The 25,720-nt window shown below is 71.3% G+C and carries 22 protein-coding genes; 16 read left to right on the top strand and 6 right to left on the bottom strand.

Translation table 11 applies throughout. The annotated features are described in order from the left end of the window. Window positions 1-14: 14 nt before the first annotated feature. Window positions 15-1,046, top strand: a complete 1,032-nt coding sequence (locus IEZ11_RS17780; RefSeq protein WP_189263739.1) for a LacI family DNA-binding transcriptional regulator — start codon at window positions 15-17, stop codon at window positions 1,044-1,046. 54 nt (window positions 1,047-1,100) lie between these two features. Here IEZ11_RS17780 and IEZ11_RS17775 read toward each other — a convergent pair whose 3' ends face one another. The 4 genes from IEZ11_RS17775 to IEZ11_RS17760 all read right to left on the bottom strand — a co-directional run bounded on the left by IEZ11_RS17775 (window position 1,101) and on the right by IEZ11_RS17760 (window position 6,519). Continuing rightward, window positions 1,101-3,455, bottom strand: a complete 2,355-nt coding sequence (locus IEZ11_RS17775; protein WP_189263738.1) for a glycoside hydrolase family 3 N-terminal domain-containing protein — start codon at window positions 3,453-3,455, stop codon at window positions 1,101-1,103. Window positions 3,456-3,542: 87 nt separating this feature from the next. Continuing rightward, complete coding sequence (locus IEZ11_RS17770) at window positions 3,543-4,400, bottom strand: carbohydrate ABC transporter permease (protein ID WP_189263737.1); 858 nt, start codon at window positions 4,398-4,400, stop codon at window positions 3,543-3,545. Beyond that, the gene (locus tag IEZ11_RS17765; protein WP_229713143.1) at window positions 4,397-5,248 is read right to left on the bottom strand and encodes a carbohydrate ABC transporter permease; all 852 of its coding nucleotides are present in this window, start codon (window positions 5,246-5,248) and stop codon (window positions 4,397-4,399) included. The genes IEZ11_RS17770 and IEZ11_RS17765 overlap by 4 nt, the downstream gene beginning before the upstream one ends. Window positions 5,249-5,346: 98 nt before the next feature. Beyond that, window positions 5,347-6,519, bottom strand: coding sequence for an extracellular solute-binding protein (locus IEZ11_RS17760; protein WP_229713106.1), 1,173 nt, complete (start codon window positions 6,517-6,519; stop codon window positions 5,347-5,349). A gap of 561 nt (window positions 6,520-7,080) precedes the next feature. Here IEZ11_RS17760 and IEZ11_RS17755 point away from each other — a divergent pair. The 5 genes from IEZ11_RS17755 (at window position 7,081) to IEZ11_RS17735 (ending at window position 11,577) form a co-directional block, all read left to right on the top strand. Next, window positions 7,081-7,950: a hypothetical protein gene (locus IEZ11_RS17755; RefSeq protein ID WP_189263734.1), complete on the top strand. Its 870-nt coding sequence runs from the start codon at window positions 7,081-7,083 to the stop codon at window positions 7,948-7,950. Between the two features lie 4 nt (window positions 7,951-7,954). Further along, the gene (locus IEZ11_RS17750) at window positions 7,955-8,206 is read left to right on the top strand and encodes a hypothetical protein (RefSeq protein WP_189263733.1); all 252 of its coding nucleotides are present in this window, start codon (window positions 7,955-7,957) and stop codon (window positions 8,204-8,206) included. A gap of 102 nt (window positions 8,207-8,308) precedes the next feature. After that, window positions 8,309-9,337, top strand: a complete 1,029-nt coding sequence (locus IEZ11_RS17745) for an SDR family oxidoreductase (protein WP_189263732.1) — start codon at window positions 8,309-8,311, stop codon at window positions 9,335-9,337. A gap of 9 nt (window positions 9,338-9,346) precedes the next feature. Then, a complete protein-coding gene (locus IEZ11_RS17740; protein ID WP_189263731.1) occupies window positions 9,347-10,159 on the top strand; it encodes a helix-turn-helix domain-containing protein in 813 nt (270 codons plus the stop codon). Between the two features lie 1,274 nt (window positions 10,160-11,433). Beyond that, the gene (locus tag IEZ11_RS17735) at window positions 11,434-11,577 is read left to right on the top strand and encodes an RICIN domain-containing protein (RefSeq protein ID WP_189263730.1); all 144 of its coding nucleotides are present in this window, start codon (window positions 11,434-11,436) and stop codon (window positions 11,575-11,577) included. A 58-nt stretch (window positions 11,578-11,635) separates the two neighbouring features. On the opposite strand, the gene IEZ11_RS17730 is transcribed toward IEZ11_RS17735, so the two are convergent. Next, on the bottom strand, window positions 11,636-13,867 hold the full coding sequence (locus IEZ11_RS17730; protein WP_189263729.1) for an alpha-L-fucosidase: 2,232 nt from the start codon (window positions 13,865-13,867) through the stop codon (window positions 11,636-11,638). 434 nt (window positions 13,868-14,301) lie between these two features. Here IEZ11_RS17730 and IEZ11_RS17725 point away from each other — a divergent pair, with 434 nt between their 5' ends. From IEZ11_RS17725 to IEZ11_RS17680, 10 genes are all read left to right on the top strand, one after another. Further along, a complete protein-coding gene (locus IEZ11_RS17725; RefSeq protein ID WP_189263728.1) occupies window positions 14,302-15,366 on the top strand; it encodes a sugar ABC transporter substrate-binding protein in 1,065 nt (354 codons plus the stop codon). 22 nt (window positions 15,367-15,388) lie between these two features. After that, complete coding sequence (locus IEZ11_RS17720) at window positions 15,389-16,897, top strand: sugar ABC transporter ATP-binding protein (protein WP_189263727.1); 1,509 nt, start codon at window positions 15,389-15,391, stop codon at window positions 16,895-16,897. Further along, window positions 16,890-17,927 carry an ABC transporter permease gene (locus IEZ11_RS17715; protein ID WP_189263726.1) on the top strand — a complete coding sequence of 346 codons (1,038 nt, stop codon included), beginning with the start codon at window positions 16,890-16,892 and terminating at the stop codon, window positions 17,925-17,927. The genes IEZ11_RS17720 and IEZ11_RS17715 overlap by 8 nt, the downstream gene beginning before the upstream one ends. A gap of 122 nt (window positions 17,928-18,049) precedes the next feature. After that, window positions 18,050-19,375, top strand: coding sequence for an L-fuconate dehydratase (locus tag IEZ11_RS17710; RefSeq protein ID WP_189263725.1), 1,326 nt, complete (start codon window positions 18,050-18,052; stop codon window positions 19,373-19,375). 52 nt (window positions 19,376-19,427) lie between these two features. Beyond that, window positions 19,428-20,348, top strand: a complete 921-nt coding sequence (locus IEZ11_RS17705) for an amidohydrolase family protein (RefSeq protein WP_189263928.1) — start codon at window positions 19,428-19,430, stop codon at window positions 20,346-20,348. Beyond that, window positions 20,339-20,776 (top strand): RbsD/FucU domain-containing protein, encoded by a 438-nt coding sequence (locus tag IEZ11_RS17700; RefSeq protein ID WP_189263724.1) that lies wholly within the window; start codon window positions 20,339-20,341, stop codon window positions 20,774-20,776. The genes IEZ11_RS17705 and IEZ11_RS17700 overlap by 10 nt, the downstream gene beginning before the upstream one ends. Beyond that, complete coding sequence (locus IEZ11_RS17695) at window positions 20,773-21,816, top strand: zinc-dependent alcohol dehydrogenase (protein WP_189263723.1); 1,044 nt, start codon at window positions 20,773-20,775, stop codon at window positions 21,814-21,816. Before IEZ11_RS17700 ends, IEZ11_RS17695 begins: the two co-directional genes overlap by 4 nt. Further along, complete coding sequence (locus IEZ11_RS17690; RefSeq protein WP_189263722.1) at window positions 21,813-22,574, top strand: SDR family oxidoreductase; 762 nt, start codon at window positions 21,813-21,815, stop codon at window positions 22,572-22,574. The genes IEZ11_RS17695 and IEZ11_RS17690 overlap by 4 nt, the downstream gene beginning before the upstream one ends. A gap of 109 nt (window positions 22,575-22,683) precedes the next feature. Then, window positions 22,684-23,751 carry a sugar kinase gene (locus IEZ11_RS17685; RefSeq protein WP_189263721.1) on the top strand — a complete coding sequence of 356 codons (1,068 nt, stop codon included), beginning with the start codon at window positions 22,684-22,686 and terminating at the stop codon, window positions 23,749-23,751. Between the two features lie 160 nt (window positions 23,752-23,911). Beyond that, window positions 23,912-24,616 (top strand): FadR/GntR family transcriptional regulator, encoded by a 705-nt coding sequence (locus IEZ11_RS17680; RefSeq protein WP_189263720.1) that lies wholly within the window; start codon window positions 23,912-23,914, stop codon window positions 24,614-24,616. A 22-nt stretch (window positions 24,617-24,638) separates the two neighbouring features. Here the strand turns inward: IEZ11_RS17680 and IEZ11_RS52740 are convergent, their stop codons facing one another. Next, window positions 24,639-25,703: a lysophospholipid acyltransferase family protein gene (locus IEZ11_RS52740; RefSeq protein WP_444544931.1), complete on the bottom strand. Its 1,065-nt coding sequence runs from the start codon at window positions 25,701-25,703 to the stop codon at window positions 24,639-24,641. Window positions 25,704-25,720: the final 17 nt, after the last annotated feature.

Here is a 25,720-nt window from a genome sequence, read left to right as displayed (position 1 = left end):
GGAGAGCGAGGAAAGTGACCGTTCAGGGCAAGGGACAGCTGGACGCGCAGTACGGGCTGCTGACGAGCATCGCCCAGGAGGCGGGCGTGTCGCTCAGTACCGTGTCCAAGGTCGTGCACCGGCGCCGTGACGTGGGCGCGAAGACCAGGACCCGGGTCGAGGAACTGCTCGTGCAGTACGGCTACGTGCGCTCCTGGGACCGGGAGTCCGCCGCGTCCCGGCAGATCATCGCCGTCTTCCGGGACCTGTCGGGCCCGTACACCCTGGAGGTCGTCCGCGGGATCGTGGACGCCGCCGGTGAGCTCGACGTCGACGTGGTGACCGGGACCACGAGCCGCAGGTCCATCGGCCAGTGGCTGGAGGAGTGCGTGGCGCTCGGCGCGGCCGGGCTGATCATCGTGATCTCGATGCTGGCCGAGGACGACCAGCGGCGGATCGTCGAGCAGCGGCTGCCGGTGGTGCTGGTGGACCCGCTGAGCGCGCCGTCGGCCGACATCCCGAGCATCGGGGTCACCAACTGGAGCGGGGCCAGGGAGGCGGTCCAGCACCTCCTGGGCCTCGGCCACACCCGGATCGCCATGGTCGCGGGGCGCTCGCACTCCCTGGCCGGCGCGGCTCGGCTGCACGGCTACCGGGCGGCGCTGGAGGAGGCGGGCATCGGCTACGACCCGGCGATCGTGGGTTCGACCGACTTCGACTACGACGAGGCGCTCGCGGCCGGCCTCCGGATCCTGCGCGGTGAGCGCCCGCCCACCGCTGTCTTCGCGGCCAGTGACGCCCAGGCGCTCGGTGTGCTGGAAGCGGCCCGGCAACTGGGGCTGCGGGTACCGGACGAACTGGCGGTGATGTCCTTCGACGACACCCTGGTGGCGGCGATGGCGTCCCCGCCGCTCAGCGCGGTGCGCCAGCCGTTCGAGGAGCTGGGGCGCGAGGCCACGCGCGTGCTGCTGTCGGTGGCCGAGGGCCGCCCGCCCGCCTCCCCACGCATCGAACTGGCCACGGAGCTGGTCCTGCGGGCCTCCACGTCCGCCCCGCCCCGCGGATGAGAAGGCGGGCGGTCCCGTGAGGAGACCGCCCGCCCGCGCCGTGTGCGCCTTTCCTCAGTCCCGCTCGACCACCGCCGGGACTCCGTGCCGCCGTACGACGCTCGCGTCCCGCTGTTCACCGACGAGCTGAACGCTCACCTCGTTCGGGGTGTCGCCGCTGGAGGACCCGGCGCGGAGCAGGATCTCGCCGGGCTCGACGACGCGTCGGCCGTCCAGGCCGGTGAAGGCCAGGCGGTCGGTGTGGACGGCGAAGCGGACGGTCGCCTCCTCGCCGGGCTCCAGCGGCACCTTGGCGAAGGCCAGCAGCGCCCGGACCGGCCGGGTGACCTGGGCGAGGGGATCAGTGAAGTACAGCTGGACGGTCTCGGCGCCGGGGACGTCCCCGGTGTTGCGCACCTTCACGGAGACCGTGAACTCGCCGTCCGTGGGCACGTGTTGCCGGTTCGTCCGCAGAGCGTGGATCTCGAACCCGGTGTAGGACAGGCCGTGCCCGAAGGGGAACGCCGGGCTCGGGTCCAGGTTGGACAGCCAGCTCTGCCGGTCGCCCAACGGCGGGTGCAGGTAGGTGTACGGCTGTCCGGCGGGCGAGTCGGGAATCTGCACCGGCAGCCTGCCGCTGAAGTTGGCGCTGCCGGAGAGGAGTTCGGCGACCGCCCGGCCCCCTTCCTCGCCCGGCAGGAAGACCTGCACCATGGCCGCCGTACCGGCCGTGAACCGCCCCACGGCGTACGGGCGTCCGCTGACGACGACGAGGACGACCGGCCTGCCCGTCGCGAGCACCGCCTCGACCAGCTCCTCCTGCACGCCCGGCAGCCGCAGGTCCTCGACGTCACAGCCCTCGCCCGAGGTACCGATGCCGAACATGCCGGGCCTGTCGCCCACGACCAGGACGGTGAGGTCGGCCGCGCGACTCGCCTCCACCGCTGCGGGAATGCCGTCCCGGTCCGCGTCCCGTATCGGACACCCCGGTGCGAACAGCCATTCAACGCCGGGGAGTTCATCGGCGAGGGCGGCTCGCAGCGACACCGCCTCCACTCCGTTGCCGAGGTCGTCCCGGTCGGAGAGGACGTGGTTGGGGAAGCTGTAGCAGCCGAACATCGTGCGGACGTCGTCGGCGCACGGGCCGATCAGCGCGATCCGGCCGGCGGAAGACAGCGGGAGCCCTCCGGTGTTGTGCAGCAGCACGGCACCGGACTGGGCCACCGCGTGCGCGAGCCGGCGGTTCTCCGGCTTGTCCAGGTCCAGGACTCCCTCGCGCAGGGCGGGCGGCTCCGGATCCCGGTCGGCGTCGAGGAGCCCGAGGGCGGCCTTCTGCCGGAGCACCCGTCGCACGGCCCGGTCGACGTCGGCCTCGTCGGCCTCGCCCCGTCGCACGGCATCGACCAGTGACGCGCCGAAGCCGCGCTGGTCGGGCAGTTCGACGTCCAGGCCGGCGTGGAGTGCCAGCGCACCGGCCCCCGGCAGATCGGCGGCCACCCGGTGCGCGCTCACCAGGAACGGCAGCGACCAGTAGTCGGAGACCACGGTGCCCTGGAAACCCCACTGGTCACGCAGCACACCGGTCAGCAGCCGACGGCTCGCGGCGGGGGCCTCGCCGTCGATCTCGGCGTACGAGTTCATGACCGAACCCACTCCGGCGGCGACGATCCGCTCGAAGGGCGGCAGGATGACATCGGCGAGCTCCCGGTGACCGATGCCGACCGGGGCGTGGTTGCGGCCGCCCATCGAGGCGGAGTACCCGGCGAAGTGCTTGAGGGTGGCGTACACCCCGGCGCCCTGCAGACCGAGGACGTAGGCCTCGCCCATCTCCCCCACCAGGTAGGGGTCTTCGCCGTACGTCTCCTCGCAGCGCCCCCAGCGGTAGTCGCGGATGACGTCGACGACCGGGGCGAGGCCCTGGTGCACACCGGCGGCGGCCATGTCGGCGCCGATGGCGGCGCCGACCCGGCGGATCAGGGTGGGGTCGAAGGTGGCCGCCATGGCCAGGGAGGTGGGGTAGATGGTGGCGCCGTAGGCGGTGAAGCCGGTGAGGCACTCGTCGTGGGCCATCGCCGGGATGGCGAAGCGGCTCTGCGCCATGATCTGGCGCTGGCGTTCGGCCAGCAGGCGGGCGTGTTCCAGGGCGGGGCGGGGGACGGTGCCGTAGGGACGGGTGAGCTGGCCGAGGCCGTGCCGGGCGGTCTCGTCGAGGTCGCCGACGCGCCCGAACAGGCTGGTTCCGGGGGCGACTTCGGGGCCGGCCGGTTCGACGTCCTCCCAGGTGCTGCTGAGCTGGGCGATCTTCTCCTCCAGGGTGAGCCTGGCCAGCAGCGCCTCGACGCGTTCGTCGACCGCGCGGGCGGGGTCGGACCAGGGGCGGTCGTCGTCCGCCGGGGAGAGATCGGCGTGGTCCGGCGTGGTGGTCGTCATGCAGGACTCCTCGTGGGGGTTGTCACTTGGGCATGCCGAGGGCGGCCGGCGACTGCGTGGTCCCGGCCGGCTCCCTGCGGGCGTTGGCTACTTGGAGAATCCGGCGGTCAGTCCGGCGACCAGCTGACGTCTGGCGAGGACGAACACGACCAGCATGGGAAGGGTGGAGAGGACGACCGCCGCCATGGTCGCGGGCACGTCGATGCCGAACTGGCCGCGGAAGAGGGTCAGGGCGAGCGGCAGGACGGCCTTGTCGCCGCTCTGGGTGAGGATGAGGGGGAAGAGGAAGCCGTTCCAGACCTGGAGGCCGTCGTAGACGGCGACCGTCATCAGCGCGGGCCGGGCCAGTGGCGCGGCGAGCGAGAACAGCATCCGCCAGTCGCCGGCGCCGTCGACGACCATCGCCTCGAACAAGGACCGCGGCACGTCCCGCAGGAAGCTGACCAGGATCATCACCGTCACCGGCAGCGCGAACGCCGCCGAGGGCAGCACGATCGCGAGCAGGCTGTCGTACATGTGCATGCGGATGATCAGCAGGTACACCGGGATGATCACCGCCTGGAGCGGGATCGCCAGGCCCAGCAGGTAGAGGCGGAAGGTCAGGCGGGACCAGCGGTTGGTGTGGCGGACGATGGAGAAGGCCGCCATCAGGGCGACGACCACGGTGATCGCGACCGCCGCCGCGGTGACCACCACGCTGTTGAGCAGGTAGGTGGTGAAGCCGCCGTCGAGGACGGTCCGGTAGTTGTCGAGGGTCGGGTGGGCGGGAGGTGCCAGCGGACTCGCGGTCGTGAAGTCGGTGCTGCCGCGCAGACTGGTCACGACCAGCCAGTAGACGGGTACGACGACCAGCGCGGTCCACACGAACGTTGCACCGCCGGTGACGGTACGGCGCAGGGTGGTGACGGCGGTGAGGGTACGGCGCGGGGCGGTGGCGGTGCTCACAGGCCCTCCTGCTGGCTGTCCATCCGGGTGAAGCCGGACAGGCGGGTGGTGAGCAGCGACAGCGCGAGACCGAAGACCACCAGGAGGGTGGCGATCGCGCTGGCCCGGCCCATGTCGTGGGCCTGGAAGCCCGTGATGTACATGGCCAGCGGCAGCACACGGGTCGCGGTGCCGGGGCCGCCGGTGCCTCCGGAGAGGACGAAGATCAGGTCGAAGTAGGTCAGCGAGCCCACCAGCATCAGCGTGCTCGACGTGACGAAGGTGTACTTCAGCTGCGGCAGGGTGATGCGCAGGAAGCGGGTCACCGGTCCGGCGCCGTCGATCGCGGCGGCCTCGTGGAGGGAGACCGGGATCTGCCGTATGCCGGCCTGGTAGAGCAGCGCGTGGAACGGCGTGAACTGCCAGGCGATCACGAAGATGACGGTGTAGAGGGCGAGATCGGGCGAGCCCAGCAGGGGCTGGGCCAGCCAGTGCAGGCCGGGCGTGGCGCCGATCCCGAACGACGGGTCGAGCAGCGCCTGCCAGGTCAGGCCGATCGCCACGGCGGACAGCAGCAGGGGCAGGAACCACAGCACGGCGAACAGGGCGCGCAGCCGTCCCCGGGGAGCCTGGAAGACCCCCGTCGCCAGCGCCAGCGGCGTCTGCACCAGCCAGCTCACCACCATCACCTTGAGGGTGAGCCACAGCGCCTGCCAGGTGGCGCCGTCGCCCAGGACGCCGGTCCAGTTGGCGAGGCCGGCCCAGCCGACGGACCCCAGGCCGTCCCAGCGGGCCAGGCTGAGCACCAGCACGCCGACCAGCGGAACCAGGCCGAACAGGCCGAACAGCAGCAGGGCGGGGGCGGCCATCAGCAGGCCGCTGAAGCGGCGGCGGCGCCCGCCACGGGCCGCGCCCGGCCGCGCCCTGTGGGACACGACCGGACGTGACGTACGCACCACGGTGGCCATTACTGCGCCGCCTTGTACATGTTCGCGCCGAACTCCTCGGGCTTGATCTGCCGCAGGAACGACTTGTCGACGTTCGTCAGCAGCGGGTCGGCCTGGTCCGAGGGCAGCGCCTGGTCCCAGGAGAGCTGGAAGTTCGGGGAGTCCTGGACCAGCTTGTAGACGAAGGCCAGCCACGACTTGTCGTCCGACTTCACGGCCGCCAGCTTCGAGTCGAGCCCGTTGACCGGCGGCACGCTGCCGGCCGCGAGGTAGGCGTCGACCTGGTCGCCGTTCATGACGTAGTCCTTCAGGTACGTCAGCGCAGCGGACTTGTTCTTGCTCGCCGCGTTCAGCGACAGGAAGTTGGACGGGTTGCCGACGATGTCCTTCGGGTCGCCCTTGCCGCCGGACAGGGACGGGAAGGCGACGTAGCCGAGGTTCTTCTTCGCGAAGTCCGGTGCCGCCTTGACCAGGTTGGCGTACTCCCAGGTGCCCATCAGCTCCATGCCGGCCTTGCCGGTGTAGAGCAGCGCGGTGGAGGCGCCCTGGTCGTAGTTGACGGAGGAGGCGTTGTCGCCGAAGGCACCGGCCCCGGCGAGTTCCTGGAGGCGGGTGGCGGCCCCGGTGACCGCCGGGTCCTTCCAGCCGGAAGGGTCACCGCCGGCGATCCGGTCGAACACGTCGGATCCGCCGACGCGGTCCAGGAGGTATTCCAGGTACATCAGCGTCGGCCACTTCGAGTTCGCGGCGAGGGATATCGGGATGACGCCGTCGCCCTTCAGCTTCTTCACCGCCGCGAGCAGGCCGGCGTACGTCTTCGGCGGCTCGACGCCCGCGTCCTTGAGGACCTTCTTGTTGTAGTAGAGGACGACGGGTGCGAGACCGTTCGCCGGGACACCGTAGGTCTCGCCGTCGAAGGTGGCGCTCTTCAGCACGCTGGGCGTGAACCGCAGCAGGTCCACCTGGGCGTCGGTGACGGCCTTCACCTTGCCCGCCTTCACATAGTCGTCCAGCGCGCCGCCGCCCCAGTTGAAGAAGAGGTCGGGGGCCTGGTTCGCGCCGAAGGCCACGCGCAGCTTCTGCTTGTAGTCGTCGTTGGCGAACATCCGCAGGGTGATCTTCTGGTCCGGGTGGTCCTTGTTGTAGGCGTCCACGGACTCCTTGAGGATCGTCTGGTCGTTGAGCGCCCACATCGTCAGGCCCTTCGACGACGAACCCGAGGACGAACCCGCCGGCCCCGAAGTCCCGCACGCGGCAAGGGACATGACGGCCGCAACGGCGATCGCGACACCGATCCCACGCCGCCCTCCCGAAATGCCCGCACCGCTCTCTCCGCTCATTCCAGGTCCCGGAAATCCGCGCATAATCTGCCTCTCTCTTCTCTCGGCATGCCTATCTCACGCGCCAGGCAGATGGGCGTCTGGTGCGAAAAGCTTTCGGACGTCATCACCGCGGACGGCTGCCTGCTGGACCGGGACACTGACACGGAATTCACGGCGGGGACAAGGAGGGGAAATTCCTCGGTTACGAAACACTTTCGCGAACCCGTATGCCGTCAGGGCTGCGGCGTCCGGCTCCCGCCCGGGATGCTCGGCTCCATGCGAGTGAATGCCGATGACGCACAGTAATCATTAAGTGACTTGGCGCCATTCTGGCTGTTAGGTGGCTCTCGCCGGTCAACAGACCTCGGCAGCGGCTGGGCGAGGGGACGCCGGACGCCGCACGCACCGGTCCCGCAGAACAGGAACCACACCATGCTCGTCATCAACCTCGCCCTGGTGTCCCAGACCAGGCACATCAACCCGTCCCAGCTGACCCGGGTGGCCGCGGCCCTCCAGAAACAGGCCCTGCGCGACTTCGCCCCCATCTGGAACGTCCAGGCCACCGTCGACGCCTTCGACACGCTCCACGACGTTCCACCCGGCTACTGGCCGATGGTCGTCAAGGACGACATCCACCAGGCCGGCGCGGCCGGCGTCCATCTCGACAAGAACGGGCAGCCGCTGGCCCTGATCGAGTACAGCGACAGCTGGTCACTGACCGCCAGCCATGAAATGCTCGAGATGCTCGCCGATCCGAGCGGCAACCGACTGGTCGCGGGACAGTCCGTCAAACCGGGCCAGGGCGTCGTGGAGTTCCTCGTCGAGGTCTCCGACCCCTCCGAATCCGCGGAGCACGGCTACACCGTCAACGGCCTGCTGATGTCGGACTTCTTCACCCCGCACTTCTACGACCCGGTCACCGCCGCCGGGGTGCGCTACAGCTTCACCGGCGCCCTGGACGGCCCGCGCAAGATCCTCCCCGGCGGTTACATCACGTGGCACGACCCGGTCACCGACAACTGGTGGCAGCAGGTCTGGTTCGACACCCAGGAACCCGAGTTCCGCAACCTCGGACGCCTGACCGCCTGCGCTGGCAGCCTGCGCTCGGCCGTCGACTCCCGCACCGGAACCATCGCGCGCATCGCCGCCGGCGGCCCGCAGTCGGCCCGTTTCGCCGCCGCCCGCACCCTGACCGCGGCGGTGAAGGAGACCACCGCCGCCCGGGCCGACCGATGGAACGAGCGGATCGAGGAGCTGGTGTCCCAGCCCGTCGTCGAGGGCACCTGGGAAGACGGCGAGTAGGACAATGGACAGCGGCACCCGCACCAGCCCGGCCGGAACGGAGGGCGTCATGGGAACCGATGACAAGCACGGCGAAGAAAACCGCGCGGACGAATTGCAGGAGCTCGTCGACCGGCTCGCCTCCGGTGCGACCGGGCCCGGCGGAGAAAGCCTGCGGGAAGCCGTCCACCGCCGTATGCGCGAACTCTCCGACGAGTCCACGACAGCCGAGAAACGGGGTGAGAGGGACGCCGGAGAAGACCACGGGTCCCCCTGAGACCACCCAGGTGACCACGGCACGGCCGTCATGCCTGTCCCTGTGGGTACCAGTAACAGCAGGATCTGGAACCGAGCGGTCGCGCACGGTGATCCTGGCGTCATGGCACACGTACTCGTCACCGGTGGGACCGGCTTCCTGGGCGCCCACACGATCGCACGGCTCCTGGCGTCGGGGCACCAGGTCACGACCACGCTGCGCTCGCCGAAGCGGCGACCCGACGTCGAGAAGATGCTCGCCGCGGCCGGGGCACCGGGGCGGGAGGGGGTCTCCTACGTCGAGGCGGACCTGGCCTGCGACGCCGGCTGGGACCGGGCCGCAGCAGGGGCCGACTATGTTCTGCACATCGCCTCGCCGTTCCCCGCCTCCCGTCCCAAGGAGGAGAACGAACTGATCGTCCCGGCCCGCGACGGTGCCCTGCGGGTGCTGCGGGCCGCGCGGGACGCCGACGTCAGGAGGGTGGTCCTGACATCCTCGTTCGGCGCGGTCGGCTACGGCCACGGCCCCACCGACCGGGCCTTCACGGAAGCCGACTGGACGAACCTTCACGGACCCGGCGTGACCCCCTACGTCAAGTCGAAGGCCGTTGCCGAACGCGCCGCGTGGGATTTCGTCGCCGCCGAGGGCAACGGTCTGGAACTCACCACGATCAACCCGGTCGGGATCTTCGGTCCGGTACTCGGATCCGACTACTCCGGCTCGATCCGCATCATCCACGCGATGCTCACCGGCGCCATGCGCGCCGCGCCCCCGATCTGGACCAACACCGTCGACGTGCGGGACGTCGCCGACCTGCACATCAAGGCGATGACCTCGCCGGCCGCCGCCGGACAGCGCTACCTGGCACTGGCAGGCGAGCCGGTCTCCTTCGGGCAGATCGCGCTCGCCCTGCGCTCCCGGCTGGGCGAAGAGGCCGCGAAGGCCCCCACCCGGACGGCCCCCGCCTGGCTGCTGCGGCTGCTGTCCACGGTCAGCCCCCGGCTGCGCGAGACGGTGCCGCAGCTGGGCGTGGTCCGCCGGGCCGACAACGCCAAGGCCCGCGAGCAGCTGGGCTGGGCACCGCGCCCGAACGAGGAGAGCGTGGTCGCCAGTGCCCGCAGTCTGGTGCGGCTGGGTCTGCTCGCCGACTAACGTCGAAGGATGAACGACATGGCGGACACCCTCGGCCACTTCCTGCGGGCCCGGCGGGAACAGCTCAGCCCCCAGGAGGCCGGCCTGCCCGCCGGCGAGCGCCGCCGTGTCCCGGGGCTGCGCCGGGAGGAGGTCGCCCACCTCGCCGGCATCAGCCCCGAGTACTACCTGCGCCTGGAGCAGGGCCGCAACCAGCACCCCTCCGACCAGATCCTCGAAAGCCTGGCCGGGGCCCTGCAACTCGACGACGACGCCGTCGCCTACCTGCACCGCCTCGCCCACCCCACGCCCCCGGCCCGGCGACGCCGCCCCCGCCCCCAGCCGGGCACGGCCGACCTCCAGCCCCTGCTGGACAGCTGGCCCCTCACACCCGCCTACGCCCAGGGCACAGCCGGCCGCGTCGTCGCCGCCAACCGCCTGGCCGTGGCCCTGTGTCCGTTCTTCGCCGTCGGCAACAACCCCCTGCGAGCCGTGTTCCTCGAGCCCGAGATGCGCAGCCTCTACCCCGAGTGGGACGACGTGACCGCCAAAGCCGTCTCCGGACTGCGCGCGACCCTCAGCATCGACGACGCCGATCCCGAACTCCTGGAGACCATCGGCGAACTGACCGTCGCCAGCGAACGCTTCCGCACCCTGTGGGCCAAACGGGAAGTACGCCGCCGCGCCGCCGGCCACACCCGGTTCAACCACCCCCTCGTCGGACAGCTGGAACTGCGCTACGAGAAATTCCTCAGACCAGACGCACGGCAACTCCTCGTCGTCCACCACGCCGACCGGAGCTCACCCAGCGCCGAACGCCTGCAACTGCTCACCACCCTCTGAACCCCGGCGCCCCGCCCGTCCACCTGCGGCACCCGCAGGTCGACGTCTTCCGTCCGGCGCCAGTTCGAAGGGATCTCCTCGGTCGCGATGCGGCGCATACCCGGGGTGCGGATCCACTCTCAGGCGCCCTCCTCCCCGCCGGAGAGCTCCGCCGCCGCAGGGATCAGCCGGTCCGTACCCCGTCGACCCGCCCCTTCGCCACCCAACCGGAGCAGGACACCCGCTGTTCGTCTCGGGCCCCGCGTACGCCGCGCTCAACACCGACGCGTTCGTCACCGGCAGGGTCGCGGACGACGGCCGGGTGGCGCTGGCCGACCGTGATCCGGAGAAGACCGCCGCGGCGTTCACCCACTGGAAGGACGGCGCCGCCTACCTCGCGATACTGCAACGCCTCCTCGACAGCGCGGACGCGATCGGGGGCTTCCCGGGCAGCAAACCGCGCTCGCCCCAAGTGCTGCGGTACACGGTCACCAGCGGTCGCTCCTGCTGTCGCCGTGAGTTCCACGGGGACGAGGCGGATCTGCTGTGGGTGCCCTGGCTGCCGCATGCCGGTGCCGCCCGACCGCGCCTCCCGCGCGCTCATGGTCCCGATCCTGGCCGCGACCGTGCACGGCTTCGGCCTGCCGTGGGTGGCGGGCGGGGCCGGTCGCTTCGTGGACGCGTTCCGGGCGACGACCATCCGGGACGGATCACAGATCTCCAACCGGACTTCGGCGAGGTGTCCGAGCGAGCGTGGACGGCCGCCACCCTATGAGTACCGACCACCGGCCCCCGCCGTTCCGCGGCCGCGGAACGGCCATGATGTCCTCTCAGCGGCCGGTACTTGAGGAGTGGTCCCCGCTCGCGCCGCGGATCAGAGTGCTGAGCTGGGAAGCACCTCCCGGAGCCGGCCGATGACCGGAACCAGGGCAGCGCCGGAATTGCCTGGTACGGAGGCCCCATCGGCTCGACGGCGACGACGGCCAGGACGTTCCGCGGACGGTGGGCCGCCGCCAGCCAGCGATGCCGGCCGCTCTGCGCGCCGTCCACGGACTGCGCGATCGACTGCACGACGAACGCGGAGTGCCCGTCCAGGTTGGCCAGTCGCAGCCCGGTCCATCCTGCTCACGTCGGGCGGGACCGGCTCGAACCCCAACCAGCAGAAGTACGCCACCGCCACCAGCATCACCGGCACCTGGTCCTCGCTCCAGAACGTCGCAGACTCCACGGCGTACGGTTCGCAGACCGCCTACGGGCTGCCCCTCCAGGACACCTCCGGCACCGACTACCCGTACATGGGCGACCGCTGTGTCAAGTTCGTCTCCCGGCTCGGCGGCACGTGCTTCGACATCACCTCGGCGTCCGCCGCGAGCAGCGCCAAGCTCATCCAGTACACCTGCGGCACCGGCACGAACCAGCAGTTCACGCGCGGAGCCTGACGGACCCGGCCCCCCTTCTCGTGACGGAAGGGGGGCCGCCCCGCGTGTGCCGTGCGGATCAGAGCGCGGTGAAGGTCCACAGCAGGTTGGTGCTGCCGTCCCAGGTCCACTGCTTGGTGACGGAGCCCGAGGAGACGCTTCCGCCGCCGTCGAGCACCAGTGCGGTGGTGCGGTTGGCGATGGTGCAGCGGCCGTCACCGCGGTGGGTGATCAGCCACTGCTGGTTGGTGCCGCCGTTCCAGGCCGCCTGGCGGGCGGCCGAGCCGTCGGTGGTGGCGCCCCAGCCGTCGGCGACCATGCCGTTGGTCCGGTTGACGAGCTTGTAGTAGCCGCCGCCGACCTCGACCGCCTGCCACTGCAGGTTGGTGCTGCCGTCCCAGGTCCACTGCTTGAGGTTCGAGCCGGAGGACACGTTCCCTCCGCTGTCCAGGGCCAGGCCGTCGGTGACGTTGAGGATCCTGAAGTAGGCGGACGGGATGAACTGCACCTTCAGCGAGACGACCTTGTCGTTGTTGCCGGTGTTCCTCAGGTCCGCGTTGTCGGCGGTGAAGGTCCACGCGGTCCCGCTGAAGTTGTCGGCGGAGTAGCCGATGACCTGGTGGCCGGGGGCGAGCCGCAGCGAGGAGAGGGTGCCGGGGGTGAGGCCGGCCAGGGTCAGGTCGTCAGCGGTGTGGTTGCCGACGTCGAGGACCGTGCCCGTTCCGGAGTAGCCGACGTCCGCGAAGGCCACGGCCCCGGTGAGCGGGCGCAGACTCGGGATCTCGCCGCTGAAGGTGAGCTTCAGGACGTAGGCGTCGGCGGTGAAGGGTGCGGACGACGGCAGGGTGACGGTGAGACCACTGGTGCTCTGGGTCGGCGTCGCCAGGCTGATGTAGCTGTCGGCGGTGGAGTTCAGGAGCTTCGCGGAGGTCAGCGAAGACAGGCTGATCCGCTGGGAGTTGAGGCTCTGGATCGTCAGTGAGCCGCCCGGCCAGCCGAGCACGGTGGCGTACAGGACGTTGTTCGCCTTGTTCCGGGTGAAGCGGATGTCCTGCGCGGTGCCGGCGGTGGGCGTGGTGAAGGAGCCGCCGCCCATCTTCGTGGGGCCCTCCCCGTACGCCGTCCACGCCCGGGTCGAGTAGATCGACTCGCCGAAGCGCTTCAGGTAGTCGCCGAGGGCGAGGAGGACGTCCCGCTGGCCCTGCGGGATGGTGCCGTCGGCCATGGGCGCGATGTTGAGCAGCATGTTGCCGTTCTTGCTGACCCGGTCGATCAGCGCGTGCAGCATCTGCTGCTTCGAGTAGTAGCCAATGCCGACCGTGTAGCACCAGCTGGAGCTGGAGATGCTGTCGTCGGTGAGCCAGTAGGGGTTGGTGATGTCGGCAGGGCCGCCGCGCTCGTAGTCGAAGACCTCGCCGTGGCTGTCGAGGCCGTCCTTGTAGGTGGCGACGACCTCCCTGCCCCAGGTCTGCGCCTGGTTGTAGTAGTAGGCGAGGAAGTTGAGGCGCTGCGTCTCGTCGACGTGGTCCAACCGCCAGTCCTGCCAGAGGATGTCCGGCTTCGCGAGGTCGACGACCTCCTTGAGCTTGTCGTACCAGAGCTGGTTCTCCTCGGCCGAACTCAGTTGGCCGTAGAGCTTCTTGAGGCTGTCGCCGGTCTGCTCGGGCGCGTACTCGTAGTAGCCGGTGAAGTTGTAGGCGTGGTGCATCGCCACCAGCAGTTTGAGGTTCCTGGCGCGGATGGCGTCGGTGAACAGCCGCAGCAGGTTCAGCCCGGGGCCCTTGTCGACCGAGTTCCACTCGTTGACCTGGCTGTCCCACATCGAGAAGCCGTCGTGGTGCTCGGACACCGGCCCGGCGAACTTCGCCCCGGCGTCGACGAACAGCTGCGCCCACTCGTCGGGGTCGAAGTCGCCTCCGTCCGAGACGAGCCTGGGCGCGAACTCCACGTGGTTGCCGTCCAGGTCGTCTGCGCCGTTGATGAAGTTGTGGAACGGCCAGCCGGACGGGTCGCCGTAGGTGGCGATGTGGTGGGCGTTCGCCTTGCTGCCGCCGTCGTACATGTTGCGCGGGTACCACTCGCTGTCGTACGCCGGGACGCTGAAGACGCCCCAGTGGAAGTACATGCCGAACTTGGCGTCGCGGAACCACTCGGGGGCGGCCTGGTGCTGGTTCACCGAACTCCAATCCGGCGTGTAGACGGTGGTCGCGGCCCGGGCGGGGCCGGCACCGAACACACCGCCGGCCACGGCCGCCGCGGCCACGCAGGTGGCACCGGCCAGGAACTGGCGTCTGTTGACCGAACTCGACATGAGGACATCCCTGATGCGGAGGGGGGACAGGGGAACCCGGGCGCCGGATGTTACGCACGAAGGTCGGCCATGTGTCCCCGCGGTGTCAACGGGTGTGCAGGGATGAAAAACCCCGATGGGTGATGCGCCCTGTCCTCTTTCATCAGCTTTTGCCCTGGTTCACTCACGCACAGACATGCCATGTCTTGGTAGACCCCACGACGATGCTTTACCTGGACCGCACCCCTGATTAATGGGATGGATTTTCTTGAGTGGTCCCTGCCGAGATCACCCACACTCACTACGAGCTGGTATTTCACAGGGAGTTGGTCGCCGGGGTAGACAGGGAATCCCGACGAGCCCTATACATACATCCCATCTCTTCCCTCAGGGGGCATCGATTTGTCCCCGGCACGAAACATCTCCCGCTTCGGGACCGGCGTGAGGAAGTACCGATGAGACCCAGACACCTCCTCTGCTCCACCGCCTCCGCCCTCTCTGCCCTGGCGCTGCTCAGCGCCTGCGGCACCGGCTCCGGCTCCACGGCCTCCTCCGACGGCAAGCCGTTGGTCGGCGTGGACTACCCGCGCTCCGACACCGACTTCTGGAACTCGTACATCAAGTACACGCCGCAGTACGCCAAGGAGCTCGGCCTCTCGCTCAAGACCACCAACTCGCAGAACGACGTCGCCAAACTGACCGCCGACGCGCAGACGTTCATCAGCCAGGGCGTCAAGGGCATAGCCATGGCACCGCAGGACACCGCCGCCATCGCGCCCACCCTGGCCCAGCTGGCGGCGAAGAAGATCCCGGTGGTCACCGTGGACACGCGGCCGGACACCGGCAAGGTCTACATGGTCGTCCGCGCCGACAACCGCGCCTACGGCGAGAAGGCCTGCGAGTACCTCGGCACCAAGCTCGGCGGCGCGGGCAAGGTCGTCATGCTCCAGGGCGACCTCGCCTCCGTCAACGGCCGTGACCGCACGGAGGCGTTCAACGCCTGCATGAAGAAGAACTACCCCGGCATCAAGGTGTTCGGCGAGGCCACCAACTGGGACGGTGCCGTCGCCGCGCAGAAGCTCCAGACCGACCTGACCGCCCACCCGGACATCAAGGGCGTCTACATGCAGTCCAGCTTCGCCCTCTCCGGCACGCTCCAGGTCCTCAAGCAGAAGGGCCTGCTGGTCGGCCCAGAGGACAAGAAGCACGTCTTCGTGGTGTCCAACGACGGGATCCCCGAGGAGCTGAAGGACATCGCCGCCGGGAAGATCGACGCCACCGTCTCCCAGCCCGCCGATCTCTACGCCAAGTACGCCCTGTACTACCTCAAGGCGGCCATCGACGGGAAGACGTTCAAGCCCGGAAAGACGGACCACGACAGCACGATCATCCAGGTTCGCGCCGGGCTGCTGGAAGACCAGCTGTCGGCTCCGCTCGTCACCGCCGACGGCGGCACCTACGGCGGCGTGAGCAGTCTCAAGAGCGACGACACGTCGCTGTGGGGCAACAACCTCGGCTGACGTGACGTCCAAGGAGGTCTTGATGACCCATGCGGAGCCGCCCGTCGTCGAGGCGACGGGCATAGTCAAACGGTTCGGTCCGACGGTGGCCCTCGACGGCGCCCGGATCACCGTCCGGCCCGGCGAGACCCACGCCCTCGTCGGACGCAACGGGGCCGGCAAGTCCACCCTGGTGTCCGTGCTCACCGGCCTCCAGGCCCCGGACGAGGGAACGGTCGCCTTCGGTGGCCGGCCCGCCCCCCGGACGTCCGACCGGGACGGCTGGCGGCAGCGGGTGGCCTGCGTCTACCAGAAGTCGACGATCATCCCCGGCCTGACCGTCGCCGAGAACCTCTTCCTCAACCGGCACCCCCGCGGCCACGGACGGCTGATCAGCTGGCCGGGCACCCGCCGGCGGGCCCAGGAACTGCTCGCGACCTGGTCGGTGGCGGTCGACCCGCAGACACCCGCGGGCGAACTCGACGTCGAACAAAGACAGTTCGTCGAGATCGCCCGGGCCCTGTCGTTCGGTGCCCGGTTCATCGTCCTCGACGAACCCACCGCACAGCTCGACGCGGCGGCGATCAACCGGCTCTTCGGCCGCATCCGCGACCTGCAACGCCAGGGTGTCACCTTCCTGTTCATCAGCCACCACCTCCAGGAGGTCTACGAGATCTGCGACATGGTCACAGTGTTCCGCGACGCCCGGCACATCGTGACCGCGCCGGTCGCCGACCTGCCCCGCACCGAACTCGTCGCCGCCATGACCGGCGAGGCGCCGGCCGCCCGTGCCGAGGACCGCACGCGGTCCCTCGGGACGGGCGCGCGGTCCGCGCTCAGCGTGCGCGGGCTGCGCGGCGACACCTACGCCGACGTCTCCTTCCGGGTCGGCGCCGGGGAGATCGTCGGCCTGGCCGGAGCCGCGGGCAGCGGTCGTACCGAGGTCGCCGAGACCGTCGTGGGGCTGCGGGCCGCCACCGCCGGCGAGGTGCAGATCGCCGGGCGGCGGCCCGCCGCGGGCAGCGTGCCCGCCGCCCTCGCGGCCGGCGCCGGATTCGTCCCGCAGGACCGGCACCACCAGGGCCTCGTGCCCGACATGTCGATCGCCGACAACGCCACGCTGTCCGTGCCCCGCAGGCTCGGCCGCAACGGGCTGCTCAGCCACGGCCGCCGGGACCAACTCGCCGAACGGATGATCGAGAACCTGGCGATCAAGACACCGGGACCCGAGCTGCCGGTGTCCGCGCTGTCCGGCGGCAACCAGCAGAAGGTCGTCATGGCCCGCGCCCTCGCCGACGACCCGCGTCTGCTGGTCCTGATCAACCCCACCGCGGGGGTGGACGTGCGCTCCAAGGAGTTCCTCCTCGGCAAGGTCGAGGAGACCGCGGACACCGGCACCGGCGTGCTCGTCGCCTCCGACGAACTCGACGACCTGCGGCTGTGCGACCGGGTCCTGGTGATGTTCCAGGGCCGGGTGACGACGGAGATGAACCGCGGCTGGCACGACCACGACCTCGTGGCCGCCATGGAAGGAGTGGACCTCGATGCCTGAAACCGTCCTCGCGGACGCGCCCGAGGCCGCCGGCGCGCGGGGCGGGCGGACCGCGCTGTTCGGCGGCCGGATCCCCCTGGCCCGGCTCCGCGACCTGGCCCTGGTGCCGGCCATCGTGGTGATCGCGGTCGTCGGGCAGATCGTCAACCCGGTCTTCCTGCAGCCCGACAACCTCATGAACGTCCTGCAGACCATGTCCGAGATGGCCCTGCTGGTCCTTGCCCAGACGATGATCCTGATCGTCAGGAAGATGGACCTGTCGCTGGAGTCCACCATGGGGCTCGCACCCGGTGTGGCCGCCTGGCTGGTGGTCCCGGCCGGGGCCGGACACGGACTCGGGCTGCTCCCCGGCGCCTGGGCGGTCCCGGTCACCCTCGCCGTGGGCGCGCTCGTCGGCGTGGTCAACGCGCTGCTGATCATCCGCTTCGGCCTCAACGGCTTCATCGTCACGCTCGGCATGCTGATCGTGCTGCGCGGCATCCTCACCGGCATCTCCGGCGGCCAGACCTTCTTCCAGCTGCCGCCGTCGATGCTCTACCTGGGCACCGCCGAATGGCTCGGGATGCCGGCCTCCATCTGGGTCTGCCTCACCCTGTTCGCGATCGCCATCGGTGTCCTCGGCTGGACGAGTTTCGGCCGCTCGCTGTACGCCATCGGAGGCAACGTCGACGCGGCGAAGGCGGCCGGCATCCGCACCGACCGGGTGCTGTGGATCGTCATCGTCACCGGGAGCGTGCTCGCCGCCCTCTCCGGACTGCTGCTGTCCGGGCGGCTCGCCTCCGTCGCCTCCGCCCAGGGCAACGGCTACATCTTCACCGTCTTCGCCGCCGCCGTCATCGGCGGGATCAGCCTCAACGGCGGCAAGGGCACCATGTTCGGCGCGTTCAGCGGCATCCTGCTGCTCTTCATGATCCAGAACGTGCTCACCCTGGCCGGTGTCCCCGCCCAGTGGATCGGCGCCCTCAACGGCCTGATCATCCTGGTCGCCCTGTCGATCTCCCGGATCACGGGCGGCAAGGTCCAGGACTGAACGGGACCGCCGTGGTCGGCACCGGGGGCAGGAAGGGGCAACCGATGTCCTGCTCCGGCCTCTGCGACCCCACCCCACCCCGCCGCCGGGACCCGACGTCCCCCGCTCCCACAGGAGTTGCCATGTCCCGCACCGAGTCCGCAGCCGCGCTCGTCACCGCCCTGGACGTCCTCGACGTCCGCTTCCCGACCTCCGAGCACCTGGACGGGTCGGACGCGATGAACCCCGAACCCGACTACTCGGCCGCCTACGTCGTCCTGCGCACCGACGCCGGTGACGGGCTGGAGGGACACGCGCTCGCCTTCACCACCGGACGCGGCAACGACGCCCAGGCCGCCGCCATCGCGACGCTCGCCCCGCACGTGGTCGGCCGGTCCGTCGCCGAGGTCTGCGACGACCTCGGCGGCTTCGCCCGGTCCCTGGTCCACGACCCCCAACTGCGCTGGCTCGGACCGGAGAAAGGCGCCATCCACATGGCCACCGGAGCCGTCGTCAACGCCGCCTGGGACCTCGCGGCCAAGCGGGCCGGCCGGCCCGTCTGGCGCTTCCTGGCCGAGATGACCCCCGAACAGCTGGTCGCCCAGGTCGACTTCCGCTGGCTGAGCGACGCTCTCACCCCCGAGGACGCGCTGGAGATCCTGCGCCGCGCCGAACCCGGCCGCGAGGAACGCGTCGCCCGGCTGCTGGAGAGCGGCTATCCCGCCTACACCACCACCCCCGGCTGGCTCGGCTACTCCGACGAGAAGCTGGCCCGGCTGGCCCGCGAGGCCGTCGCGGACGGCTTCACCCAGATCAAGCTGAAGGTCGGCGCGGACCTGGCCGACGACGTGCGGCGGATGCGCACCGCCCGCGAGACCGTCGGTCCGGACATCCGCATCGCCGTGGACGCCAACCAGAGATGGGACGTCGGCCCCGCCATCGAGTGGATGCGCGCCCTGGCCCCCTACGACCCGTACTGGATCGAGGAACCCACCTCGCCCGACGACATCCTCGGCCACGCCGCCGTCCGCAGGGCGCTGCGCCCCATCAAGGTCGCCACCGGAGAGCACATCGCCAACCGGGTCGTCTTCAAGCAGCTCCTGCAGGCCGAGGCGGTGGACATCGTGCAGATCGACTCCGCCCGGGTCGGCGGCGTCAACGAGAACATCGCGATCCTGCTGCTCGCCGCCAAGTTCGGGGTGCCGGTCTGCCCGCACGCCGGCGGGGTCGGGCTGTGCGAGATGGTCCAGCACCTGTCGATGTTCGACTACGTCGCCGTCACCGGCACCGTCGAGGACCGGGTCATCGAGTACGTCGACCACCTGCACGAGCACTTCGTCGATCCGGTGCGCGTCACCGGCGGCCGCTACCTGGCGCCGTCGGTCCCGGGGCTGGGTGCGCAGATGCACCCGGACTCCCTCAAGGACTACGCCTTCCCGGACGGCCCCGTGTGGTCCGGCCGTGTCTGAGCCGCCCTTGTCCGAGCAGCCCTTGTCCGAGCAGCCCTTGTCCGAGCAGCCCTTGTCCGAGCAGCCGCGTCTGGTCGACTCCCACCACCACGTCTGGGACCTCGACCACCGTCCCCAGCCCTGGCTCGACGAACCCGGCCACGCGCCGATCCGCCGTACCTTCGGCCCCGACGACCTGCGTGCGGCGGCGACCCGGACGATCGCCGGACGCCGGCTGGCGGCCACGGTCCTCGTGCAGTGCGTGACGTCGGTGGCCGAGACCCGCGAACTCCTCGCCCTCGCCGACCGGGACCCGCTGGTGGCGGCCGTCGTCGGCTGGGTGGACCTGGCCTCCCCGGCGGTGGACGACGTGCTCGACGCGCTGCTCGCGGGGCCCGGCGGCCGCTTCCTGCGGTCCGTTCGCCATCTCGTGCAGGGCGAGCCGGACCCCGGATGGCTGCAACGGCCTTCGGTGGAACGGGGGTTACGGGCGGTCGGCGGGCGCGGTCTCGGCTACGACGTGCTGATCCGCGACCACCAGTTCCCGCAGGCGATCCGGCTGGCCGAGCGGCTGCCGGAGCTGCCGCTGATCCTGGACCACGCCGGCAAGCCGCCGGTCGTCCGGCGGGACCTGGCCGGCTGGGCGGCGGGGGTGCGGCGGCTCGCCGCCCGTCCGCAGGTGCGCTGCAAGGTGTCCGGCCTGGTCACCGAGGCGGACCACGAGACGTGGACGGTCGCCGACATCCGGCCCGTGTGGGAGGTCCTGCTGGACGCCTTCGGCCCCGGCCGGCTGATGTTCGGCTCCGACTGGCCCGTCTGCGTCCTCGCGGGCGGCTGGAACCGGTGGGCCGGCACCGTCGAGGAACTGCTGGACGGCTGTTCGGCCGCCGAGACCTCGGCGGTCCTCGCCGGCACGGCGGCCGACTTCTACCGCGCCCGCGCCCGCGCCGACGACCACGACCACGACCACGAGGAGAGGACACCGTGCTCCTGACCGACCTGTTGCACCCCGGCATGCTCGAAGCCCTCGCCGGAGCCGGCCACGGGGCCCGGGTCCTGCTGGCCGACGGCCACTATCCCGCCAGCACCGCCACCGGCGAGCGGGCCCGCACCGTGCATCTCAACCTGACGCCCGGCCTGCTGGACGTCACCAGCGTGCTCGACGTCCTGCTGCGCGCGCTGCCCGTGGAGTCGGCCCACGTGATGGTGCCGCCCGAGGGCGAGCCCGAGCCGCCCGCGGTCGCCGAGTACCGCGCCCGGCTGGCGCCGGTCCCCGTGCGGACGCTCGGCCGCTTCGAGTTCTACGACGCCGCCCGCTCCCCCGACCTGGCGCTGGCCGTCGTCACCGCCGACACCCGCACCTACGCCAACCTGCTGCTGACCATCGGCGTCCGCGCTGAAGGGACCCTGACGACACGATGACGCTCGCCGTCCGATACACCGCCGCCCGCACCCTGGACACGGCCCCCGCCGAACCCCGCTCCCCCGGCCCCGGCGAGGTGGAACTGGCCCCCGCCTACGTCGGCATCTGCGGCACCGACCTGCACATCTTCCACGGCGACATGGACGCGCGGGTCGACACGCCCGCGGTTCTGGGGCACGAGATGTCCGGCCGGGTGGTCCGCGTCGGCCCCGGCGTCGAGGGCTGGCGCCCCGGGGACGCGGTGACCGTGATGCCGCTGCGCTGGGACGACAGCTGCCCCGCCTGCCGGGCCGGCCACCGGCACATCTGCCAGCACCTGGACTTCATCGGCATCGACTCGCCGGGGGCGATGCAGCAGCGCTGGACCGTGCCCGCCGCAACGCTCGTCCGGCTGCCCGAAACGCTCCCCCTGGACCGGGCCGCGCTGGTGGAGCCCACCGCCGTCGCCGTGCACGACGTCGGCCGGGCCGGTGTCCGGGCCGACGAGAAGGTCGTCGTGGTCGGCGGCGGCCCGGTCGGCGTGCTCATCGCGCTGGTCGCGCGGGCCGCGGGGGCCGACGTCCGGGTGGTGGAGATCAGCGCGCACCGGCGGCTGCTCGCCGAGGAGTCGGGGCTGACCGCCTGGGATCCGACCGCCGTCGACGTGCCCGAACTCGTCCGGCAGTGGACCGAGGACGCCGGCGCCGACGTCGCGTTCGAGGTCTCCGGCGCGGCGGCCGGGGTGGACACCGCGGTCGAGGTGCTCGGCGTACGGGCCCGGCTGTGCCTGGTGGCGATCCACCCCAAGCCCCGTGAGATCAGCCTGCACCGCTTCTTCTGGCGCGAACTCACGCTCGTCGGCGCCCGGTTGTACGACCGTACCGACTTCGAGAGGGCGGTGGCGCTGGTGGCCGACGGGACGGTTCCCGCCGAGCGGCTGATCAGCAAGGTGGTGCCGCTCATCGAGGCGCCCTCGGCGTTCGAGGCGCTGGAGGGCGGCGGAGACGTGATGAAGATCCTTGTCGACTGCGGCAACGACACCGAGGAGGCCCGGACGTGAAGTCCTTCGACCTGACCGGCCGGCTGGCCGTCGTCACCGGCGCCCGGCGCGGCATCGGCCGGGCCATGGCCCGCGCCCTCGCCCGGGCCGGCGCGGACGTCGTCGGCGTCAGCGCCCACCTGGAGGACTCCGGCAGCGACGTGGAGAAGGACGTCGTCGCCGCCGGACGTGCCTTCGAAGGCCTTCGCGTCGACTTCGCCGACCCGGAGGCCGTGCGGGCCCTCGGCGCCGAACTCGCCGGGCGCGAGCGGCCGGTGGACATCCTGGTCAACAACGCGGGCACCATACGCCGCGCTCCGGCGGCCCGGCACACCGACGAGGACTGGGCGTTGGTCCTCCAGGTCAACCTCACCTCGCAGTTCGCGCTGGCCCGGGCCGTCGGCGCGGCGATGGTGGCCCGCGGCCAGGGGAAGATCATCTTCACCGCGTCGCTGCTCAGCTTCCAGGGCGGGATCACCGTCCCCGGCTACACCGCCGCCAAGCACGGCGTCGCCGGTCTGACCAAGGCGCTGGCCAACGAGTGGGCCCCGCACGGCGTCAACGTGAACGCCATCGCCCCCGGATACATCGCCACCGACAACACCCGGGCCCTACGGGACGACCCGACCCGCAGCGCGGCGATCCTGGACCGGATTCCGGCGGGCCGGTGGGGAGACGCCGACGACCTCGCGGGCGCGACCGTCTTCCTGGCCTCGGACGCCGCCGCCTACGTCCACGGCGCCGTCCTGCCCGTCGACGGCGGGTGGCTGGGCCGGTGACGAGCGGCATCGCCCGGGGCGTGACCGGCACCGGGTTCCCGCCGGTGCCGGCCGCGCCCCGGGCCGCGCACGCCCCGCGGACCGGACCGGCCGGGGAAGGGGGCACGGCGTGACGGACGTGGTGGCCCTCGGCGAGGTGATGCTCCGCCTCGACCCGGGCGAGGGCCGGATCCGCACCGCCCGCTCCTTCCAGGTCTGGGAGGGCGGCGGCGAGTACAACGTCGTCCGCGGCCTGCGCCGCTGCTTCGGCCTGCGCACGGCGGTGGTGACGGCGCTCGCCGACAACGCGGTGGGACGGCTGATCGAGGACCTGGTCCTCCAGGGCGGCGTGGACACCTCGCTGATCCGCTGGGTTCCCGGGGACGGCGCCGGCCGTGACGTCCGCAACGGGCTGAACTTCGTCGAGCGCGGATTCGGCATACGCGGCGCGCTGGGCGTCAGCGACCGCGGGCACACGGCCGTGTCGCAGCTGCGGAAGGGGGACGTCGACTGGGACGCCCTGTTCCGCGGCGGGCCACGCTGGTTCCACACCGGAGGCATCTTCGCGGGGCTCTCGGACACCACGGCGGACGTCGCGGACGAGGCCATGGCGGCGGCCCGACGGCACGGGGTGACGGTCTCCTACGACCCCAACTACCGCGCCAGTCTCTGGGAGGGCCGGGGCGGGCCGGGACGGGCCCGCGAGGTCGACCTGCGGCTGGCCGGGCACGCCGACGTGGTGGTGGGCGCCCTGGGCCTGGCCGGGAGCCATCCGGGTGCGCTGCGGATCGCGGCCGACGAGGTACCGGACGCGCTCGCCGAGGTGGCCGCGCTGCTGCCCCGGGCGGCGGTGCTGGCCACGACGCTGCGCGAGGTGACCTCCGCCGGCGTGAACGACTGGACCTCGGCCGCCTGGTCGGAGCCGACCGGCTGTGTCACCGGTCCGGCCATGCCCGGCCTGCACGTCCTGGACCGCATCGGCTCGGGCGACGGCTTCGCCGCCGGCCTGATCTACGGGCTGCTGGCCGGGGACGGCCCGGACGGCGGGACCGGCGCCACCGGCCGTCTGGAGCGCGCGCTGGCCTACGGCACCGCCCACGGGGCCCTGACGATGACCACTCCGGGGGACGTCTCCATGGCCTCGCTCGCCGAGGTGGAGGCCCTCATGGCGGGCGGGTCGGCCATGGTCAGACGCTGAGCGGGGCTGTGGGACGGCCGGCCGGGACGCCGCCGTGCCCCCGGCCGGCCGAGCCCTCCGGGCACCGGCCGTCGCCCGCGACCGCGCCAGTATCATCGACGTCGTCCCGGGCAGGCGGAGGACCACGTCCCGCGGCGAGCGCTCCCGGAAGGAGTTCGTGTTGTCACTGACGGACAAGGCCATCGAGCAGATCCGTGAGCTGATCCGCACCGGCGCCCTGCCCCCGGGGTCGAAGCTCCCGCCCGAGCCGGAGCTGGCCGCCCAGCTGGGCCTGTCCCGCAACCTCGCCCGCGAGGCGGTCAAGGCGCTGGCCGTCGCACGCGTCCTGGAGGTGCGGCGCGGCGACGGCACGTATGTCACCAGCCTGCGGCCGAGGCTGCTCTTCGAGGGCCTCGGTGGCGCGGTGGAACTGCTCCAGGGGGACTCGGCCGCCCTCCAGGACCTCATGGAGGTGCGCCGGCTGCTGGAACCCGTCGCCACCGCGCTGGCCGCCACCCGGATCACCGACGAGCAGCTCGCCGAGGTGAAGAAGCACCTCGACGCCATGCGCGAGGCGCGCGATGACGTGGAGAGACTCAACGCCCACGACGCGGCCTTCCACAGCGCCGTGCTCTCCGCGACCGGCAACGACACCCTGCTCACCCTGCTGGAGGCCATCTCCGGCCGCACCCTGCGGGCCCGCATCTGGCGCGGCCTGGTCGACTCCCGGGCGGCGGAGCGCACCCTCGCCGAACACGAGGCGATCTACAACGCGCTGACGACCCGCGACGCCTCGCTGAGCCAGGCCGCCGCGCTGCTGCACGTCAGCAGCACCGAGCAGGGCCTCAGGGAGCACCTGCGCGCCGACTCCTCACTGCCCTCCTGAACACCGCAGGCGAGCGTGTTCCTCACGCACGCTGCGGACGCAGTGCGTCCAGCATGAGCCGGAGGTAGCGACGCCGTGCCTGTGCGTCCACGTTCAGCACCGCGGTGCTGGAGGCGAACAGCGCCGGCAGGTTCGGCACGTCGGCGCCCGAGATGTCCGCCCGCAGGTTGCCGACGGCCTGTCCGCGCACGACGAACTCGTCGAACGACGGCGCGGACCGGGCGAGCAGATCCGCGGTCTTCTCCCCCAGCGAGGCCAGCGACGTCACGAGTCCACGCTCGCGCCGGGCGATGACGGCGATCCGGTGCGCGACCTCCAGGAGGATGCCGGGGGCGCGTCGGTCGACGTCAGCCGGACGAGCAGCGGTTCGATCTCGGTGCTGAAGATCCGCTCGTACACCGCCTCGGCGAGCGACTGCCGGTTCGGGAAGTGCCGGTAGAGCGTGGCGATCCCCACCCCCGCCTCCTGGGCGATCCTGGTGAGCGGTCCCGCCCCCGCCTCGGTCGCGAAGACCCGACGCGCGGCCTCGATGATCCTCCCGACACTGGTGACCGCGTCGGCGCGCGCGAACAGTGACGGTCGGCCGGTTGAGCGGCCGCCACCGCGGCAGGGTGCGCCCGACCGGCCACGCGTCGTCCGTTCCGGTCACGGTGAGCACCACCGTCCCAAAGGCGCGGCAGGCGAGCCAGGCGGCGCCGCCGCGCAGTTCCCCGACGCCGTCGGAGCGTTCGTGGTCGCGGACGATGCGCCCTTCCGCGTCGATCGCGACGACCTGGCCGTGGTCCAGCAGGCGTTCGGCCCGGCGCGGTCCGTCCAGGGCCGAACGCCCGCGCAGGGCGGGTATCGCCCGCAGCAACCGGAGGACCGTACGGTTCACAGGTCTGTCGAAGAAGTCCTGCCGGGCGAACGTGTACGGCCGTACGCCGTGCCTGCGGCAGCGGGTGACGACCACCAGCGGGTCGAGGAAGCTGCGATGGTCGATGACGGTCAGGGGCCCCTTCGCCAGGTCGCCGAACTCCTCGATCCCGTCGGTGTCCACCCGGGCCGCCGCCCGGACACCGAGCGCGATCAGGGCCCCGGCGCCCATCACTTGGGGTCGGCCGG

Source organism: Streptomyces fuscichromogenes (genome assembly GCF_014645815.1).
Taxonomy (GTDB): Bacteria; Actinomycetota; Actinomycetes; order Streptomycetales; family Streptomycetaceae; genus Streptomyces; species Streptomyces fuscichromogenes.
Note: the sequence above shows the minus strand (reverse complement) of the source record. Positions and strands in the feature narration are given on the sequence as shown.